20 protein-coding genes are annotated in these 18,045 nt (G+C 60.5%); 13 read left to right on the top strand and 7 right to left on the bottom strand.

Annotated elements, in window-relative coordinates; genetic code table 11:
* The first annotated feature begins 139 nt into the window (after window positions 1-139).
* From MHK09_RS05265 to MHK09_RS05235, 7 genes are read left to right on the top strand one after another with little or no spacing between them, the layout of a single operon-like run.
* Entirely contained in the window at window positions 140-3,121 is a 2,982-nt protein-coding gene (locus tag MHK09_RS05265; RefSeq protein ID WP_250412897.1) for a Na+/H+ antiporter subunit A, read from the top strand.
* Window position 3,122: 1 nt separating this feature from the next.
* Window positions 3,123-3,623, top strand: a complete 501-nt coding sequence (locus MHK09_RS05260) for a Na(+)/H(+) antiporter subunit C (RefSeq protein ID WP_250412895.1) — start codon at window positions 3,123-3,125, stop codon at window positions 3,621-3,623.
* Window positions 3,616-5,442: a Na+/H+ antiporter subunit D gene (locus MHK09_RS05255; RefSeq protein ID WP_250412893.1), complete on the top strand. Its 1,827-nt coding sequence runs from the start codon at window positions 3,616-3,618 to the stop codon at window positions 5,440-5,442. Before MHK09_RS05260 ends, MHK09_RS05255 begins: the two co-directional genes overlap by 8 nt.
* On the top strand, window positions 5,435-5,962 hold the full coding sequence (locus MHK09_RS05250; protein WP_005325615.1) for a Na+/H+ antiporter subunit E: 528 nt from the start codon (window positions 5,435-5,437) through the stop codon (window positions 5,960-5,962). The genes MHK09_RS05255 and MHK09_RS05250 overlap by 8 nt, the downstream gene beginning before the upstream one ends.
* The gene (locus MHK09_RS05245) at window positions 5,962-6,237 is read left to right on the top strand and encodes a monovalent cation/H+ antiporter complex subunit F (RefSeq protein WP_049360305.1); all 276 of its coding nucleotides are present in this window, start codon (window positions 5,962-5,964) and stop codon (window positions 6,235-6,237) included. Before MHK09_RS05250 ends, MHK09_RS05245 begins: the two co-directional genes overlap by 1 nt.
* Entirely contained in the window at window positions 6,234-6,614 is a 381-nt protein-coding gene (locus MHK09_RS05240) for a monovalent cation/H(+) antiporter subunit G (protein WP_049360307.1), read from the top strand. Before MHK09_RS05245 ends, MHK09_RS05240 begins: the two co-directional genes overlap by 4 nt.
* A gap of 15 nt (window positions 6,615-6,629) precedes the next feature.
* Window positions 6,630-8,099 carry a glycosyltransferase 87 family protein gene (locus tag MHK09_RS05235; protein WP_250410830.1) on the top strand — a complete coding sequence of 490 codons (1,470 nt, stop codon included), beginning with the start codon at window positions 6,630-6,632 and terminating at the stop codon, window positions 8,097-8,099.
* 24 nt (window positions 8,100-8,123) lie between these two features.
* Here MHK09_RS05235 and MHK09_RS05230 read toward each other — a convergent pair whose 3' ends face one another.
* The 3 genes from MHK09_RS05230 to MHK09_RS05220 form a co-directional block, all read right to left on the bottom strand.
* Complete coding sequence (locus tag MHK09_RS05230) at window positions 8,124-9,260, bottom strand: glutamate--cysteine ligase (RefSeq protein ID WP_250410831.1); 1,137 nt, start codon at window positions 9,258-9,260, stop codon at window positions 8,124-8,126.
* Between the two features lie 180 nt (window positions 9,261-9,440).
* Window positions 9,441-10,253, bottom strand: a complete 813-nt coding sequence (locus tag MHK09_RS05225; protein ID WP_244261939.1) for a LytR C-terminal domain-containing protein — start codon at window positions 10,251-10,253, stop codon at window positions 9,441-9,443.
* A gap of 23 nt (window positions 10,254-10,276) precedes the next feature.
* Complete coding sequence (locus MHK09_RS05220; RefSeq protein ID WP_250410832.1) at window positions 10,277-10,552, bottom strand: DUF3263 domain-containing protein; 276 nt, start codon at window positions 10,550-10,552, stop codon at window positions 10,277-10,279.
* Between MHK09_RS05220 and MHK09_RS05215 the strand changes: the two genes are divergently transcribed.
* From MHK09_RS05215 to cls, 4 genes are all read left to right on the top strand, one after another.
* Window positions 10,551-11,174 carry a peptide deformylase gene (locus tag MHK09_RS05215; protein WP_200435706.1) on the top strand — a complete coding sequence of 208 codons (624 nt, stop codon included), beginning with the start codon at window positions 10,551-10,553 and terminating at the stop codon, window positions 11,172-11,174. The two genes, MHK09_RS05220 and MHK09_RS05215, sit on opposite strands and share 2 nt — an antisense overlap.
* Window positions 11,174-12,163: an N-acetylglutamate synthase, CG3035 family gene (locus MHK09_RS05210; RefSeq protein WP_250412890.1), complete on the top strand. Its 990-nt coding sequence runs from the start codon at window positions 11,174-11,176 to the stop codon at window positions 12,161-12,163. Before MHK09_RS05215 ends, MHK09_RS05210 begins: the two co-directional genes overlap by 1 nt.
* 122 nt (window positions 12,164-12,285) lie before the next feature.
* Window positions 12,286-13,095, top strand: coding sequence for an exodeoxyribonuclease III (locus tag MHK09_RS05205; protein ID WP_005325598.1), 810 nt, complete (start codon window positions 12,286-12,288; stop codon window positions 13,093-13,095).
* Window positions 13,096-14,559 carry a cardiolipin synthase gene (gene cls, locus MHK09_RS05200; RefSeq protein ID WP_005325597.1) on the top strand — a complete coding sequence of 488 codons (1,464 nt, stop codon included), beginning with the start codon at window positions 13,096-13,098 and terminating at the stop codon, window positions 14,557-14,559.
* Between the two features lie 155 nt (window positions 14,560-14,714).
* On the opposite strand, the gene MHK09_RS05195 is transcribed toward cls, so the two are convergent.
* Together MHK09_RS05195 and MHK09_RS05190 are read right to left on the bottom strand one after the other, a co-directional pair.
* Entirely contained in the window at window positions 14,715-14,921 is a 207-nt protein-coding gene (locus MHK09_RS05195) for a DUF2262 domain-containing protein (RefSeq protein WP_250412889.1), read from the bottom strand.
* Window positions 14,852-15,577 carry a DUF2262 domain-containing protein gene (locus MHK09_RS05190; protein WP_250412887.1) on the bottom strand — a complete coding sequence of 242 codons (726 nt, stop codon included), beginning with the start codon at window positions 15,575-15,577 and terminating at the stop codon, window positions 14,852-14,854. The genes MHK09_RS05195 and MHK09_RS05190 overlap by 70 nt, the downstream gene beginning before the upstream one ends.
* On the opposite strand from MHK09_RS05190, the gene MHK09_RS05185 reads away from it, so the two are divergent.
* Both MHK09_RS05185 and MHK09_RS05180 read left to right on the top strand, forming a co-directional pair.
* Entirely contained in the window at window positions 15,554-16,264 is a 711-nt protein-coding gene (locus tag MHK09_RS05185; RefSeq protein ID WP_250412885.1) for an IS6 family transposase, read from the top strand. The genes MHK09_RS05190 and MHK09_RS05185 overlap by 24 nt on opposite strands.
* Before the next feature lie 177 nt (window positions 16,265-16,441).
* Window positions 16,442-17,131, top strand: coding sequence for a 3'-5' exonuclease (locus MHK09_RS05180; RefSeq protein ID WP_005325320.1), 690 nt, complete (start codon window positions 16,442-16,444; stop codon window positions 17,129-17,131).
* Between the two features lie 83 nt (window positions 17,132-17,214).
* Here the strand turns inward: MHK09_RS05180 and MHK09_RS05175 are convergent, their stop codons facing one another.
* On the bottom strand, window positions 17,215-17,595 hold the full coding sequence (locus tag MHK09_RS05175) for a hypothetical protein (RefSeq protein WP_005325318.1): 381 nt from the start codon (window positions 17,593-17,595) through the stop codon (window positions 17,215-17,217).
* Window positions 17,595-17,804 carry a hypothetical protein gene (locus MHK09_RS05170; protein WP_005325312.1) on the bottom strand — a complete coding sequence of 70 codons (210 nt, stop codon included), beginning with the start codon at window positions 17,802-17,804 and terminating at the stop codon, window positions 17,595-17,597. The genes MHK09_RS05175 and MHK09_RS05170 overlap by 1 nt, the downstream gene beginning before the upstream one ends.
* Between the last annotated feature and the right edge of the window lie 241 nt (window positions 17,805-18,045).

Raw genomic sequence — 18,045 nt, 5'->3', positions numbered from 1 at the left:
CTTGCATCGTGCCGCCGCAGCGTACTCAGCGGCGCGCGGCATGTGAATGTTCTCGCCTCTCAGCAGTTGTGGCGTTTGTGGTATTCGCGGCAGCGGGGCAAGAGAACTTGACACAACCATAAGGAGCGCAGAAACCAACGTGCTATTACTTCTGGGTGCTCTCATCGCCGCAACCGTGGCCGCACCGCTACTCATCATGCGAATGGGGCGCCCGGCTTTTGGCATTCTGGCGCTGGTTCCCGCCGCTGGGTTCGTATGGACACTCGCGCATTTTCTGCGCGGAACGTTCAAGGACGGCGGTGGTGTGGACTACACCGTGGCTTGGATGCCGTCCGCGAACCTAAGTTTTGACCTGCATCTGGACGGTTTGGGTGCCCTTTTTAGCCTGATCATCTTGGGCATGGGCGCACTGGTACTGGTGTATTGCTGGGGCTATTTCGATGGCACGCGGCGGCGCTTAGCGATGTTCGCCGCACAAATGGTGGGCTTTGCCACCGCCATGTTTGGGCTGGTGGCCGCGGATAGCTTCCTGCTGATGTATGTGTTTTGGGAAATTACCTCCGTGCTGTCTTATCTCTTGGTCAGCTACTACGCGGAACGTGCCTCATCCCGCCGAGCCGCACAGCAAGCGCTCATGGTCACCGCGCTAGGCGGGCTATCCATGCTCATGGGCATCATCTTGCTCGGACGGCAGACTGGGGCGTGGACTTTTAGCGAAATCGCGGCCTACGAAGACTTTGCGCAGACGCCCTACGTGACGGTAGCTATCGTGCTCATCTTGGTCGGCGCGCTCACTAAGTCCGCCATCGTGCCGGCACACTTCTGGCTGCCCGGAGCCATGGCGGCACCGACGCCGGTCTCGGCCTACCTGCACTCAGCAGCGATGGTAAAGGCCGGAATCTACTTGGTCGCGCGCTTGGCCCCCTCAATGTATGAGGTCGCCACTTGGCATGTGGTGGTCATTTCCCTTGGCGTATTTACCATGCTTCTGGGCGGATGGATGGCGCTCAAGCAGCGCGACCTCAAACTGGTATTGGCTTATGGCACCGTCTCCCAACTGGGTTTTATCACCTCCATCGCGGCCGTGGGCTCGCGCGAGGCCATGCAGGCTGGTCTCGCGCTGACCTTTGCGCACTCGCTATTTAAGGCGGCACTCTTTATGGTCGTCGGCACTATCGACCACTGCTCGGGCACGAGGGACATCACCAAGCTTTCCGGCTTGGGCCGCAAGGAGCCGTTCCTCTTCGGCATTGCGATCATCTCTGGTTTTTCCATGGCCGGCGTGCCGCCCCTTTTTGGCTTCGTGGCCAAGGAGGCAGTGCTGGAGGCCACCATGCATGAGGAGCTTTTAGCAGGCATGCCGCGCAATATGATGCTGGTGGCCTACGTCATCGGTTCCATCCTCACCATGGCCTATACACTGCGCTTTCTGTGGGGCGCCTTCGCCACAAAGAAGGAGATTAATGGCGCGGAGCCAGCAGAGGCCGTCGCCAAGATGCATCCCGTAACTATGGGATTATGGCTCTCTCCTGCCCTGCTCACTGCCCTAACCGTGGCACTTGGTGTGTTCCCCAAGCCCCTATCGGCCGCCTTTGACCAGCATCTCGACTCCACCTTCGCCCCGAAGGAGCATAGCGAACTAGCCCTGTGGCATGGACTTACCGTGGCACTCGGCCTCTCCGCACTCATTATCGTGGGCGGTATTATTATGCACTGGCAACGCCAGGTCCTGGTCAAGTGGCAATTCGCCTATCCTGCGCTGGGCAATGCGGATGATGCCTATGATTCGGTCATCGCTCTTTTGCGCCAGCTCTCGCTGCGCACGACGGCAACCACGCAGCGCGGCTCCCTGCAGCTGAACTTGACGGTTATCTTTGCCACATTGATGCTGCTGCCACTGGCTATGATCATCAAGGGCGATCTCACCGATATCCGCATGATTGTGGCGGAAAATCCTTGGCAGGTAGTGGCCGCCTTCATCATCATGGTGGCCGCTGTGGCCGCTACGGTAACCGATAATCGCTTGTCCGCCGTCATTATCGTTGGCGTAACCGGCTATACGCTTTCCTTCATATTTGCGCTGCATGGCGCTCCGGATCTGGCGCTTACCCAGCTGCTGACGGAGACCATCGTGATGGTACTTTTCATGCTGGTGCTGCGCCGCATGCCGGCCTCCACCGAGTGGAAGCAGGATCCCAAAATGGGGCGCCTACGCGCGTGGCTTTCGGTGGGCACGGGCCTGACGGTAACCGTGGTGGCGATGTTTGCCATCAACGCGCGCCAGTCCAAGCCCATCTCCGAGTTCATGCCGGATCTGGCCAAGGAGATTGGCCACGGCGCCAATACCGTCAATGTTTTGCTGGTGGACCTGCGCGCATGGGATACCTTTGGCGAGATCACCGTCATTATCATCGCTGCGCTGGGCGTGGCCTCTCTGATTTATCGCACCCAGTCCTTCGCCCGCGCGAGCCGCCGCCCCACCCTGCAAGTTACTGGGCGGCGCTGGCTGGCGGCCGGCGTGGAATCAGAGCAAGCGCTCAACCGCTCGCTGATGATCGATGTCTCTACCCGCGTGCTCTTCCCGTCTATGGTCGCGATTTCCTTCTATTTCTTCTTCGCGGGCCATAATGCGCCAGGCGGCGGCTTCGCCGGTGGCCTCGTCGCCGCGCTGGCTCTTATCCTGCGCTACCTGGCTGGCGGGCGTGCAGAGCTGGATGAAACCCTGCCTATCGACGCCGGCCGCACCATGGGCACCGGCCTCTTCTTGTCCGCACTGGCCGCAGTGACCCCCATGTTCTTTGGCCACCCACCGCTTACCAGCGGGTACACCTCGCCGGAGATTCCGCTCATCGGCAAGGTTTCGCTGCCTTCGGCGTTGGTCTTCGATGCGGGCGTCTACCTCATCGTCGTGGGCCTTACGCTCTACATCCTGAATTCCTTGGGTGCCAAGTTGGATGAGGAAGAGGAAATGCGTAAGCAGCGCGCCCGCGATCGCGCCCGCTCGCTGGCCCGGCAGCAACGCCAACGCACCGCCAAGCAAAAGGCGCAACGGGCGCAACGCAAGGAAAAGAAACAAGCCGCCACAGCAAGCACAGCCGCGACAACAGGAAAGGAGAAATAAAATGGAAGCCAACCTCTTCCTTCTCTTGGCCGCCGGCGTACTCGTTGCGGCAGGCGTCTACCTGCTGCTAGACCGCACCATGACCAAGATGATGTTGGGCTTGTTGCTACTGGGCAATGGAGCCAACCTCTTCCTGCTGCAGTCCGGCGGCTCGGCCGGTTCCCCGCCTATCGACGGCCGCGAGTCGGAGCCTTACGGCGCCGAGATTGCAGACCCCCTCGCCCAGGCAATGATCCTTACCGCCATCGTCATTTCCATGGCGCTAACAGCCTTCATACTGACCTTGGCCTACCGCCAGTACCGCTACCGCACGGACGATGTCATTGAAGATGACGCGGAGGATACCGCCATTGCCGCCAAGGCTGCACGCCCCGGCAATGCGGCCGCAAGCCCGGATCACGATGCCTCCAACGATCCCACTACGGGCAGGGCAACCAAGGAAGGCGATAACTTCGGTCCAGAGTCCTTTGAGGAGCCTGTAAAGGGGGCCCGCGATGAATGAGACCATGCAACCGCTTGTCGATGCCCTCTTTCCCTACATCGGCTACCTCATCCCCCTGCCCATTATCATCCCGGCGGTAGCCGCAGCGCTCGCCTTGATCTTTTCCCGCGTGCCCAATGTGCAGCGCCAAATCGTATTTTTCTCGCTGCTTATAACGGCGGTAGTCAACGCCATGTTGATCCTCATTGCGGATTTTGAGGGCATCCAAACACTGCAGGTGGGTGGCTGGGACGCCCCAGTGGGCATCACGCTTGTGGCGGATCGCCTCTCTGCGGTGATGCTTTTTACCTCTTCCGTGGTGCTCTTTTCCGTCATTTGGTACGCCATCTCCCAGGGCGTACGCGATGGCACCAAGGACGAGCCAGTGGCAGTCTTCTTGCCCACCTACATGCTGCTGACCATGGGCGTTAATATCTCCTTCTTGGCAGGCGACCTCTTCAATCTCTACGTGGGCTTCGAGGTCTTCCTCGTGGCGTCGTATGTGCTGTTGACCCTGGGTGCCTCGGCCGGTCGCGTGCGCGCCGGTGTGGGCTACGTGATGGTGTCGATGGCCTCGTCCATGATTTTCTTGCTCGCGTTGGGCTTTGTGTATTCCTCCGTGGGCACGATGAACATGGCCCAGATTGGCCAGCGCATGCAGGACATCCCGGAGGGAACTCGCACCGCCATCTTTGCCACGCTGCTCGTCGCCTTCGGTATTAAGGCGGCCGTGGTTCCGCTGGACGCCTGGCTGCCGGACTCGTATCCCACGGCGCCGTCGCTAGTCACGGCCGTATTCGCCGGCCTGCTGACCAAGGTCGGTGTCTACGCCATCATCCGCGCCCGCACCTCCGTCTTTACTGCCGGTGGGCTCGATACCGTGCTCATGTGGGTCGCCCTAGCCACAATGTTGGTGGGCATCTTAGGCGCGATTGCGCAGTCCGATATTAAACGCCTTTTATCCTTTACCCTGGTTAGCCACATTGGCTACATGATCTTCGGTGTTTCCCTCGGCACCGCCCAGGGCCTGTCCGGCGCCATCTTCTACGCCGTGCACCACATTCTGGTCCAAACCGCGCTATTCCTGGTGGTCGGACTCGTTGAGCGCCAGGCTGGCACCTCGTCGCTACGCCGCTTGGGTTCGCTCATGTACTCGGCCCCGTTGATCGGAATCTTGTATTTCATCCCGGCCATTAACCTGGGTGGCATCCCACCGTTCTCCGGATTCTTGGGCAAGGTCATCTTGCTGCAGGCCGGTGCTAATGAAGGTTCCTGGATGGCATGGGTGCTCATCGTCGGTGCGGTGGTTACCTCGCTGCTGACCCTCTACGTCATGATGCTGGTGTGGGCCAAGGGCTTCCAGCGCGACCGCGCCGATGCCCCGGAAGGCAACATGGCGCTCGCGCGCCCCGCCCCGCTTTCCGATATCACCGATGAGGTGGAGTTTTCCTCCCGCCAGGATGTGGGCCGCGTGCCCTTTGGCATGATTGCGTCTACTACCCTGCTGGTGGCCGCGTCTACGTCCATTACCTTCCTGGCCGGCCCAATGTCCGGCGTGACTACCCGCGCTGCCGAATCCGCACAAGATACGTCCATCTACCAGTACGCGGTGCTGGGCGACCGCGCGGATGATCCCACCCGCCACCTCAACCAGAAGGAGCGCTACACCGGCGGCGCGGACTCCTATGAAAATCGCCGCAACCCCTCCCCCGAGGCGGAGCCTCCGGCCTCACCGGGCTTAGATGCCCGCACCGACCCAGAAGCCGGCGGCCGCGATTCGCATTCCACGGATGTAAAGTCCCCGGACGCCGCCAAGAGGAAGGATATTAGCGATGACTAACACGCGCTTTTCCGGCCTGCGCCACCGCTTCCGCCCGTGGTTCATCGTCTGGCTGGTAGTCATGTGGTGCATGCTCATGGGCGAGGTTACCGTGGGCAACCTGGTAGCCGGGCTTATCATCGGCTTCGTCATTGTCTTTGCCCTGCCGCTGCCGGCCATGCCTATCACCGGCATCGACGTCTCTTGGGGCAAGCTCATTGTGTTCATGCTCCGCTGGTTCTGGGAGTTGTTCTACGCCTCGCTCAAGGTGGGCTGGCTGGCCGTGCGCCCGCAGCCGGTGCCCAAAACCGCCATCTTGGAGCTGCCCATGCGCTTGGATAATGAGTTCGTACTCTCCCTGGCTGTAACGCTGTATAACCTGCAGCCAGGCGGCACGGTGACCGATATCGACATTGCCAACCGCATGATTACCGTCCATATCCTGGACGCCCGCGATGAGGCCCAGATTCAGCGCGAAATCGGTGCCGTGGCCCACCTTGAGGCCTCATTCATCGACATCTTTGAAAGGAGCCACCCGTAATGGATCCGCAGATCTATAACGCGATTTTGCTGGTGGCCGCCGCTCTACTGGTGGTCTCCTTCCTCATCACCGTCTGGCGCATTGTCACCGGCCCCAATTCGCTGGACCGCTTGGTGGGCATGGATGGCTTTACCGCGATGTTCCAATGCGCGCTGGCCACCTACATGTGCTGGTCGCTCAACACGACCGTGGTCTCAGCCATGCTGGTGATCGCGCTCTTGGGCTTCATTTCCACCGTATCTGTCACTAGGTTTAGGAAGAGGGATAATCAATGAGCTGGTCTTTCATCGCAGATGTGCTCTCGCTCATCCTGATAATCGGCGGCAGCGTCCTCACCTTGGCGGCGGCTATCGGCATCGCCCGCTTCAAGGACACCATGTCTCGTGTGCACGCGGTAAGCAAGCCGCAAACCACCGGCCTTATCCTGACGATCCTTGGTGCCATCATCCGCATCACCGGCGCGGAATCCTTCAGCGTTGCCGAGCGGGGGGATTTAGGAATGCTCGTTTTGCTGGTACTGTTTGCCATGTTCACTAGCCCGGTAACCGCGCAGCGCACCTCGCGTATTGCACGCCGTGAGGGTCTGTACGGCACCGAGGAAACCATGTCCCGCAACGACCGACCCGCCGCGAAGTCGCTGCGCCGCAAGTAGGAGACGCTTTTCACCGTGAAAAAGCTTTATGGGCTTCCCACTATGGTGACTTTGCTCGCCGCTCTTATCGGCGTCATCGTCTACCGCTTCAGCATCTTCGACGGCAATAGCGCCTTTGTGTGGCGCGTTCCCCTGGATCTGAAAATTTATTGGCTCGCCGGCGGCGAGGTGGCCCAAGGCGCGGACCTCTACGATAACGCCTATATCGGCGACCTGCCTTTTACCTATCCGCCCTTCTCCGGCACCCTTTTCACGTGGCTTTCCACGCTTGACGACGCCCCCTTAATCCTCCTCTGGCAGGGCGGCACCGCCCTCGCCTTGTTCACGGTTATTATGCTGGTCCTGCGCGAGCGCGGCCTCAAGCTCTCCCCGGCAATGTGGCTGCTGGGCATCTTGCTGCTGTGCTGCACCCCGGCGAATGAGCCGGTGCACGGCACCTTATTCTTTGGCCAGATCAACATCTTTTTGATGCTGCTGGTGGCCTTGGACATCCTCCCGCGCAAGCGCGCTTTGCCGGGCATCGGTATCGGTTTGGCCGCGGGTATGAAGCTCACCCCGGCCTATATGGGTCTGGTCTTGCTCTTCCAGAAGCGCTGGTGGCAAGCGATCATCGCTATCCTTACCTTCGCGGTGACCGTGGCCATTGGTTTCGTGACCATTCCGGATGCCGCCGATTTCTGGACCGACGCTATCTTTAAGTCCTCCCGCGTGGGCGAGCACACCAACCCTGGCGCGCAGTCGATTCGCTCGGTGATGGTCCGCGCATGGGGCATCGATGGCGGCTGGATCTGGCTCGCCGCCGTGGTCGTGGTCTTCATCTTGACCTGCCTGGCGCTGCGCACCGCGATGAAGCACCGCAATAATTCCGCCGCACTTGCGCTTGCCGGCATCAGCTCCTGCTTGGTCTCCCCGTTCTCCTGGTACCACCACTGGGTGTGGACGGTGCCGCTGGCCGTCGTCGTGCTAGTTGCCGTCAACCAGGGGCTGGGCAAGCGCCTGCACGGTTTCCTCGGCGCGCAGGTCGCTGGCCTCGTGTCGGTGCTCGCCATGTGTGCGGTGACCCTGCCGTTCATCTCCGCACCCGTGTGGCTATCTGCGGCGAGCCGCTCGCTCAACCACTGGGATCTGCAGCCGTGGGGCATGCTGGCCTTCACCGGTGCCGGTGTCCTCTTTATCGCCTTCTACGCGGTGTGGGGTTTTATCCCTGGCACCCAGCCGGAGGAGGAAGCGCCCAGCCCGGGCCGCCACCACCTGCCTGCGCAGCCCGCTGGCGCGGAGGCCGGGGCACGCCCGGCGCGCTCGTTTAATACCACAACTACGAGCCGTGGGGGCCAGGGCCATTCACGGACAGCGCAACCCGTCAGCGATGAAACGGCAGAAATGCCCGCGGTAGGGCCGGAAACGCGCGCGTTCCCGGCGGCCCAGGACATCACCGATATCCCCGATACCCCGGCCTACGGTCGCCACTCGCGCCCTGAGGACTAGCCCCAGGCCAGCCTGCCCGCCGCTTTAGAGCGGGCGGAAGGTGCGCAACTCGCGGCAGGTCTCCTCGACCACCTCGCGCCAGCTGCCGGTCTCTTTGAAGAGGCGGCGCTGCCGCTCATAGCCGGCGCCGCCATCGATAATTTCGTGGATGAGTTTGAGCTCGTTAACGCATCCCAGCTCGCGCGCAATGGGGCTAAGCTCGTCCACCATTTCCGCTAGCTCGTCCTTGACCCAGGCCTCATCGGTCTCGCGGGAGGTTATCACCAGCGCATCCATGCCGTAGCGGGCACCGCGCCATTTATTTTCTGCTACGTGCCAGGGCTGCAGGATGGGGAGGGGTTCCGCGGCGTCGATAAGCCGGTCGTAGTAGACCACCAAGCAGTGAGTGAGCGCCACGATGGCGGAGAGCTCGCGCAGGTTGGACGTCGCATCGGAGACGCGCACCTCCACCGTGCCCCACTTGGACGCCGGCCGAATATCAAAGTGCATGGAACCGGTGTGATTGATAACGCCGGAAATGGCTTGGTCGCGCATATAGGACTGCCACTCGGCCCAATCGCGGAATTGGTACGGCATGCCTGCGGTGGGCAGCTGTTGGTACAGCATGGTGCGGTTGGAGGCATAGCCGGTATCGAGGCCCTCCCACCCAGGCGAGCACGCAGAAATGGCCAGCAGGTGGGGGTACTTGGTCATCAGCGCATTGATGATGGGCCATACGCGGTCCTCGTGGCTAACGCCCACGTGCACGTGCGTGCCCCAAAGCAGCATCTGCTTGCCCCAGTACTGGGTGCGCGCGATGATTTCTTGATAGCTGGGCTTATCCGAAAGCGGGTTCTCGCGGAAGTCCGTAAACGGGTGGCCGCCAGAGGCCCAGACGTCTATGCCCAGCTTATCGGCGGCTTCTTCTACTGCCTTCAGGGAAGTGTTCAGGTCAGCGATGGCTTCTGGCACGGTATGGCAGATGCCGGTGACCAGCTCCACCGTGTTCTGGAGGAATTCCTTTTCCAGATGGATCTCGGGGTGGGCTGCAGCGGCGAGGTCAATGAGCTCTGCGCCGCGCGGGACAAGGTCGCGCGTGTCGCGGTCCACGAGCGCCACCTCCCATTCCACGCCGAGCGTTGGTTCGGGAGAGCGGGCGAATTGTTCTGCCGGGATCTTCACCCATTCAGCTTAACGGGTGACAGGTATTAAGGCGTGAATTTTATTTAACCTGTTCGCACCGGTGGACGGGCGGTCGCGGAAAAGTTCAGATCACAAAAAGTCCAAGGCATTCGGCCGAAGAACTATGGTACTTGCTCTTCGGCCGGGGGCCTTGGACTTTAAATTAGGTGCGCGGCTTGCTTAGGCCTGCGGTACCGCCAGGGCGACGACGACGGCGCCGTCATCGGTTGCTTCCTTAGGCAGGTCGCGGTTCATCGGAGCGATATCGGCCTGGTAGCGGGCGGCTACCTCCTTGGCCAGAGCCTCAGCGGAGGCATCGCCTTCTGGGAAGAAGACGGTGGTCTTCGGAACGGTGAGGACATCGCCCGGCAGGTTGCCCACGTAGCCAACCTTGAAGCCGCCGCCCTTGAGGGAATCGGCTTCCTTCTTGGCCTTGTCTACCTCGCCGGAGTTATTGAGGACGCTGACCTTAATATCGTTGCGGTCGCGCGCGGCGGAATGGGCGTTTTCCTCGCCTGCGGCGGCATCTCCCTCGGCCGCGGCTCGCTCATCGGCAGCGCCGGAAGCGGCCGGGTTGCCTGCGCCGTCGCGTTCGCCCTCACCTGGCGCCGGTGCGGGGGCAGGGGCGCTCGCGCCCTCGGAAGCGCCTGGCGCGCCAGGGGCACGGGAACCTGCGGCGTCGGGGCCGGCAGAACCTTCAGGCGCGGCACCGATGGTGGAACCGGTGGAGTTTTCCTGCGTGCTCTCAGACGCCACGGTGGAGTCATCGTCGCCCGAGGTCATGGAGTACAAAGCCCAGAGGCCGAGCATGACGGCCACGGCGATGAGGACCATCGCCAGGCCGCGCAGCGGAAGGCCGCCCTTTTTAGCGTGCGCGCCGCCGCCAGCGGGGCGCTGCTTAGCAGCACTGGAAGCGGAGGCGCCGGCAGCAGAGCCGGCGCGGGTTTCGTCGGATACCTTGTCGGTCGAATTTTCCGGATTCACATTAGTCACATACGCAACACTAGTACTCAGAATTAACTATCTGGGGTATTTCCCCGCGCGGCGTGCCGCGTGTCTTCTCGCTCCTCGCGCAGGCGCCGCAGCCGTGCAACCAGAAGGGGATGGGATTGGGCGGCCGCGGGGGCGTCGAGAAGCAGGTTTAGGCGCTGGTGGTAGCGCACCGGGGAGATATCCAGCTGCGCGCGGATGGCTTCTTCCTTGCGGCCGATGCTGCGCGGCGCGGTTTCCTCGAAGTCCAAAATGGCGGCGTCTAGGTCAGACAAGGGGTTCATGCCTAAACTGTAAGGCATGACTATTCGCCCCATCGTTATCCACGGCGAGACCGTGCTTCACGAACCCACCCAACCGGTGGAAGAATCCGAGATTTCCACCCCGGAAATGCAGCAGCTCATCGCGGACATGTATGAAACCATGGACGCCGCCAATGGCGTGGGCCTGGCCGCTAACCAGGTAGGAATTGGCAAGCGCCTCTTTGTCTACCACTGCCCCGATACGGATGGCCCCAATGGCACCGAGCTGCCATCCGAGGAGGCAGGCATGCGCAAGGGCTGCGTCATCAACCCCGTGCTGGAAACCTCCGAGATTCCAGAGACCATGCCTGCCGACGACGGCTCCGATGACGAGGGCTGCCTCTCCGTGCCGGGCGAGGGCTTTCCCACCGGCCGCGCCGACTGGGCGCGCGTGACCGGCAAGGACGAAAACGGCAATGACATTTCCGTCGAGGGTTATGGCTTTTTCGCCCGCTGCCTGCAGCACGAGACCGGCCACCTCGATGGCTTCCTCTACACCGATACCCTCATCGGCCGCTATAAGCGCCAGGCCAAGAAGGCCATTAAGCGCCACGGCTGGACCGAGCCGGGTTACTCCTGGTTACCGGGCGAGGACGCCGATCCCTTCGGCCACGACGACTAATGTCACGCATTTTCCGCTCCGATGCCGTCCAGGTAGGCGAGCGCGTGGTGGCCCGGCGCGACTTCGGCGATGTGCATAGCGATGTCATCGGTCACGTACTCAGCCTCGACCCGCTGGTCATTCGCCCACAAGAGGTCGGCGGCTACCCTTCCGACCTGGAGGCGGTGGAGATCCCGCCGGAGCAGCTGAAGATCATTAAGCGCCTCTCCCCGCGCATGGTCCGCAATTCCGATATCCGCGCCGTGGAGGTTGCCGCGGCCTCGGCCTTCCCCGGCACAGACCACGCCTGGACCAGCGATGGTTCCTGGCTGCTGCGCGCGAGCGACGGGGTTTCCGGCCACTCCAACTCGGCCGTGCCCGTGGGGCCTTCGGCCGGCTTTACCCCGGTGCCACTGGAGGAGATTAAGGCTTTTTACGACCGCCACAACCTTCCGGTGCGCCTGCTAGTCCCGGAGCGCATTGGCAAACCGGCCGAGCGCCTGCTCGCCGACCCAGCCTGGGAGACCGAGCCAGAAATCCTCGCCATGGTCCTGAGGGATCTGCCCACGCTTGCCGACGCCCCCTCTACCTCCCCCACCTTCCACCTCACCGCCCAGCCCGACGACGAGTGGCTGGCGATGTATCAATCCCGCACCGATGCCCTTCCTGCCGAGGCGTTGCAGAGCCTTGGCGCTCACATCGAGGGACCGCTCGGCTTTGGCCGCCTGGTCCTCGATGGCGAGACCGTCGCCATCGCCCGCGGCACCCTGAGCGAATCCGGCGATGGCACCACGTGGCTGGGTCTTTCTTCCATCGAAGTGGCCGAGGACTTCCGCCGCCGCGGATACGGAGCGCTCGCGCTCCAACATTTGCTGCACTGGGGCCACAACAACGGCGCTGAGCACGCGTACCTCACCGCGCCGACCTCGAATATCGCCGGCGTGCGGCTGGCGGAGAAGCTCGGCTTCATCGAGCAGCACCGGCGCATCTACGCCCGCCTGCGCGACTAGCTCTCCGCGCTGCGGACTTCCGGTCTGGGCGGTGAACGTTATGGGACTCCTTGTGGGCTGGGTAGTGAGCCTTATGGGACTGCCCGCTGACCTCGCTGCAGCGGGCAGGTAACCTATGTGGCATGCGCATCGCCACGTGGAATATTAACTCCGTCCGTACCCGCACACAGCGGGCGCTGAACCTTATCTCCAAGCACGACATCGACGTTTTGTGCCTGCAAGAAACTAAGGTGAAAGACGATAAGTTTCCACGCGAGGTCTTCGAGGATGCGGGTCTCCATGTCACCTGCCACGGGCTCAACCAGTGGAACGGCGTGGCCATTGTGTCCAAGGAAGAGCCCGAGGACGTCTTTATCGGCTTTCCGGGCCAGCCAGGCTTTGCCAAAGATCCAGAAAAGCCGCAAGACCGTGAGGCCCGAGCACTAGGGGCTCGCATCCGTGGCGTAGAAATCTGGTCACTCTACGTGCCCAACGGCCGCGAGATCACGGATCGCCATTATGACTACAAGCTGGACTTTCTCTATCACTTGGCGCGCTATGCGGAAAATCATGCGCAGTCCAAATTGCTTATGAGCGGTGATTTCAATATTGCCCCGCGCGATGAGGACGTGTGGGATATAGAGGCCTTCCGTGGCAAGACGCATGTCACCGAGCCAGAGCGCGCCGCGTTCCAGATGCTGGAAGAAGCAGGCCTCGAGGAAGTTACTCGCCGGTTCACGGAGGACCAGCGCTATACCTACTTCGATTACAAGGGCATGCGCTTCCAAAAGAACGAAGGCATGCGCATCGACTTCCAGTTGGCTTCAGCCCCGCTTGCCCAGCACGTGACCGGCGCGCAAGTAGACATGGTCGAGCGCGCCGGCGATAAAACCTCCGATCACTGTCCGCTTCTCGCAGATTACAATCTGCCCGATTTCAATTCCGTGCGATAAATGTCTTGGTCTCTTGATCTCAGCTTCTGGCAGCTCGTATTCCTGATCCTTGATTACGGCATCAAGATCATTGCCGTTGGCTTCGTGCCCGAAGGCCGCCGACCTTCCAGTTCAACCGCGTGGCTGCTGGCAATTCTGGTGCTGCCGTTTATCGGCCTGCCGCTGTTTTTGCTCATGGGCTCGCCGTATATCAACCGGCGTCGCCACCGCATCCAGCAAGAAGCCAATGAGAAGATTGAAAACGTCACAGCCCGCACCCCGGATCATCCGCAGGGCCTCCTTTCGGCGGAAGTAGAGTCGGTTATTCGGCTTAACCGCGAGCTGACTGGGTTCCCAGCATTGGTGGGCCATAACCTTGGCCTGCACGCGGATTATGACGAGTCCATTCGCGCCATTGCCGCCGCTATTGACCGCGCCGAGAAGTATGTATCCATCGAGATCTACATCCAGTCCTGGGATGAGACCACAGACGTCTTCTTTGAGTCGCTGCGCAGGGCTACCGCCCGAGGTGTAAAGGTGCGCTTGCTCTTGGATCAGATCGGCAGCTTCAAGTACAAGGGCTACTTCAAGCTGGGCAAGCGGCTAACGGAGATTGGCGTCGACTGGCATCTCATGCTGCCCATCCAGCTGCACAAGGGCCGCTTCCGCCGCCCTGACCTGCGCAATCACCGCAAGCTGGTGATTATCGATGGCAAGGTGGGCTTTATTGGCTCGCTGAATATGATTAAGCGCCAGTACAAGACCAAGGACCGCTACTGGATTGACTACATGGTGGAGCTTTCCGGCCCGATTGTGACCTCCATGTCCGCAATCTTCGCCGTGGATTGGTACCTCGAGGCAGAAGAGAACCTGCCACTGGATGAGCTGCCATATGACGACGCCCAGACTGCCGACGCCAACCACCTCCAGATAATCCCCTCCGGGCCGGGTTACACCACTGAGCCCAACCTGCGCATGTTCAACTCCCTGGTACACCACGCCAAGGACCGGCTGGTACTGTGCTCGCCCTACTTCGTCCCGGATGAATCCCTACTGGAGGCCGTGACCACCGCCTGCTACCGCGGCGTGGACGTGGAACTTTATGTCTCTGCCAAGGCGGACCAATTCATGGTCAACCACGCCCAATCCTCCTACTACCAGGCGCTGCTGGAGGCGGGCGTGCACATCTACCAATTCCCCTATCCCTTTGTTCTGCACTCCAAGTTCATCATCACCGACCCGGATGACCCCGGCCGCGATCCGCTGTGCATGTTCGGCTCCTCCAATATGGACCCGCGCTCGTTCGGCCTAAATTACGAATCCACCATGCTGGTGGCCAAGGGAGACCTCATTGACCAGTTCAACCAGCTCGTATCCAACTACCGGGCCGTATGCCACGAGCTGACCCTTGAGGAATGGAATGAGCGCGGATTTATCCGCCGCTACGTGGATAATGTCATGCGTCTTACCTCCGCGTTGCAATAAAGCGGGTACTGGCTGCAACGGCTTCAGCGAAGACTGCGCATATTTACCCACCCGAAGGCACTTCAACCTGCGGGTTTATCGATTTTCCCAGGTAGCTTATAACTATATCCCTGTAGATCTATACCCCGAGCCGATCAACCAACAAAACCGTCATCTTAGACGTCCATCTCGATCGAGGTGGGAGTTCCGTCCCTCTTCGTCTTCACCGTCACGGGGTGCCCTCCGAACATGTACCCGTCGTCGAACTCGACACCAACGTTTCCCTTGTGGGGAATGTTCACCACAGTCGGAGTCAGCTTGGCGTAGACGTCCTCCACCCCGAGTTTCGGGGCGGGTGTCGGCCTCCCTTCCGCCTCGGCCACATCGTGGCGCCACCGGTTCGCGGCCGGAAGCGCTTTTTCGGCCCCTCGTACCACATACTGACCTTGACGCCGAGGTCGTCCGCTTTACCCTCGAAACTCGGGAACGTCCGGTCAAGGACCAGTTGTCCGATATTGGCCTCCAGGATCACCGGTTCGGCAGTCTTGGCCGAGAGTTCTTCCATCTCTGGGTCGGGCAGCGGGTCAAGCATTTCCCAAATGGTGACGTAGGGTTCCTTCCTTATATCGGAAAAGAAGTAGCTACCCCGCGCGCGATACACCTTGAACGGCTCCAGATCGGCGATTTCCCGCGGATCCCAGAGCGTCTTTCCCTGCCGGGTGTGAAACAGGTGCGGGTAACGCACATGGATACTTCCGGTGGTTACTTCCCCGTCGGGAAGTAACCGGAGAGCTACACCAGGCATAAGCATAAGTTGGAGTTTGAGCTTGTCTTTGGCGTAGTCGTCACCCACGACCCTCTTTTCCGGCACCGAGGAGACGATGAAGTGGAATTCGACTTCCTCTTCCTTAGCGCTCCTCTGCGTAACAGGGGCATCAGGAAATTCCTCGTAAAGCGACAGGGTGCTGTTGCAAAGTTGGGGCAGTAGAAAGACCGGCGTGAAATAATCAGAGCCATGGGCATCTTCTCCGGTCGGCATTTCCCCCGTGACATCATCCTGTGGGCGGTGCGGTGGTACTGCCGCTACGGCGTGAGCTACCGCGACCTCGAAGAAATGATGACCGAGCGGGGTGTGCCAGTCGATCACACCACGATCTACCGCTGGGTGCAGAAATACGCCCCTGAGCTGGATAAGCACACTCGCTGGTACCGGCAGGTACCCGACTGGCAGGCCCAGTCCTGGCGGGTGGATGAGACCTATATCCGGGTCGGCGGCACGTGGTGCTATCTCTACCGGGCTATTACCGCCGGTGGGCAGACCTTAGACTTCTACCTCTCACCAAAACGGAATGTGGCTGCGGCCAAGCGTTTCCTGGCCAAGACGCTGCGATCGAATACGACAGCCGGGTCCCCGCGGGTCATCAACACCGACAAGGCACCAGCTCTGGCCAAGGCAATATCCGAGCTGAAGGCGGAGGGAATCTGCCCTCAGATGGTGGAGCACCGGCAGGTGAAATACCTGAACAACGTTCTCGAGGGAGATCATGGCCGACTTAAAAGAATCCTGGGACCGAAGGGGGCGTTCAAAAACCGAATTTCCGCCTACCGGACGTTGAAAGGGATGGAAGCGATGCATTCATTACGGAAAGGTCAGGGCATGATGTTTGCTTATGGGCACCCCAATCCGGACGCGGTGATCGTCAACCGGGTCTTCGAGACGGCCTGAGAACGCCGGCACGCAGCGGCCATCAGGAAATGAGAAACTGGGTCGTCTCGACTCTCCGCCCAACTTTGCAACAGCACCAAAATAAACCTCTCCTCAATTTCGACAACCTGACGCATCCGCCCACTCCCCTCTACGCCCACCGAGGACGTGTCCGGGACACTCCGTAGTGTGGTGGGCATGAACTTTTTCAACCGACTCCACGAGACTCTCACCCACCTAGAAAACGCTCTAGACAACGCTGCCCACCTGCAGGCGGGCAGGCCTGTCTTTGCCGTCATTGACACAGAGACCACGGGGTTTAACAAGCGATACGACCGCATCATTGAACTCGCCGTCGCCCGCTTTGATGAATCCTTCCGGCTTGTCGACCAGTGGCACACGTTGATTAATCCTGACGGCAAGCAGATTAAAAACTCCCACATCCACGGCATCACCAACGCTGATGTCGCCCACGCGCCCACCTTCCCAGAGGTCTACACCGAGTTCGCCGCACGTGTAGATGGGATGGTGCTCATGGCACACAATGCCCCCTTCGATTCGAAGATGATTCTTGCTGAAGCCGAGCGCATCACCCCAGACGGGGAAGACGTGTACTTCCCCTTCGTAGATACCATCGCCCTGGCTAAGCAGATGGTGTCCCTGCGCTCCTACAAACTCTCTGCTTTGCTTGACCATGTTGGGTTGCATAACCCGCAGTCCCACGCGGCTATCGCCGACGCTACCGCCACCGGACAGATGCTCAACAAACTTTTCGGGAAAGAAGCAACCAAGATTGGACGCCAAATCCTCGACCAGGCCGTCACCTTCAACGCCGGCTACACCACTAACTGGGGACTACCTTGCAAGCCCACCGTCACACGCCGCTAACGCGCACCAGTCCGCCGGCCGATAAAAGTCGCCCAGTACGCGTGTCTATCATGCGCGTGCTGGGCGACTTTCGCTTTCAGTGTTTAGGATGCTGCGAGCTTTTGGGCGCGCTGGTAAGACACTCCGAGGACTGTTCCCATATCTCGCACGGTCATTCCAGCGTTTCTCATTGCAACAGCGAGGTCATGAGTGCTTGCCTGTGCCGCAGCGGCCAGTCGTGCCGCTTCTTCGCGTTCTTTTTCGGCGCGAGCTTTCATTTCCGCAAGGCCCGGTGGGAGAACAACATCAACAATAATGTTGAGTTCGTCTGGGTCTAGGCCTGCCTGAAAGGCCAGTGCTTCGCGCATCTCGTCGGCAGCATTAGCTAGCCGCTTAGTTTGGGACACTGCCCCCAGTTCGGCGCATTCGAGCACCCATACTCCGCTGGTTCCGCGTTCTGCGGTTACTGTGTATGTCGTGGTCATTACCTCCACCAGCCTTTCCCTAGTTCTTGGGCGTATTGGTCGAAAAACTTCTTGACTGTCACATCGTCAATCTCACGGTGCCTACCTAAGGTTCGGGTTGTGCTGCCTACCCGATAAGCGTCATGGCGCGATAGGGCGATTTCCTCAAATTCAAGACCGCGCCGCTTGGCTTCCGCTTTCAATTTCTTGATGACGGCGTTTCGCTTCATAACGGTAGTCTACCGACAGGAGACTAAACAAGTCAACCATGGGTAGACAGTTTTCTTGCTCATGTTCCAAAGAAAATTAGGCGTGGGCCGGAAAGGCCAAGCCCTAGCGGGCAAAAGGCCGGGCCTGACCCCCGGAAAGTGGACACGTCGGGGGTTAGCTATGCTGCTCTAGTCAGTGTAGCTGAATTCTCGGCTTCAAAGACGTCAGGAGCTGAAAGATTGCACCAGGAGTGCCGTCGGC

The organism is Corynebacterium tuberculostearicum, from assembly GCF_022347235.1.
Classification (GTDB): domain Bacteria; phylum Actinomycetota; class Actinomycetes; order Mycobacteriales; family Mycobacteriaceae; genus Corynebacterium; species Corynebacterium tuberculostearicum_F.
The sequence above is the reverse complement of the archived record's forward strand: the minus strand, read 5'-3'. Positions and strand labels throughout refer to the sequence as shown.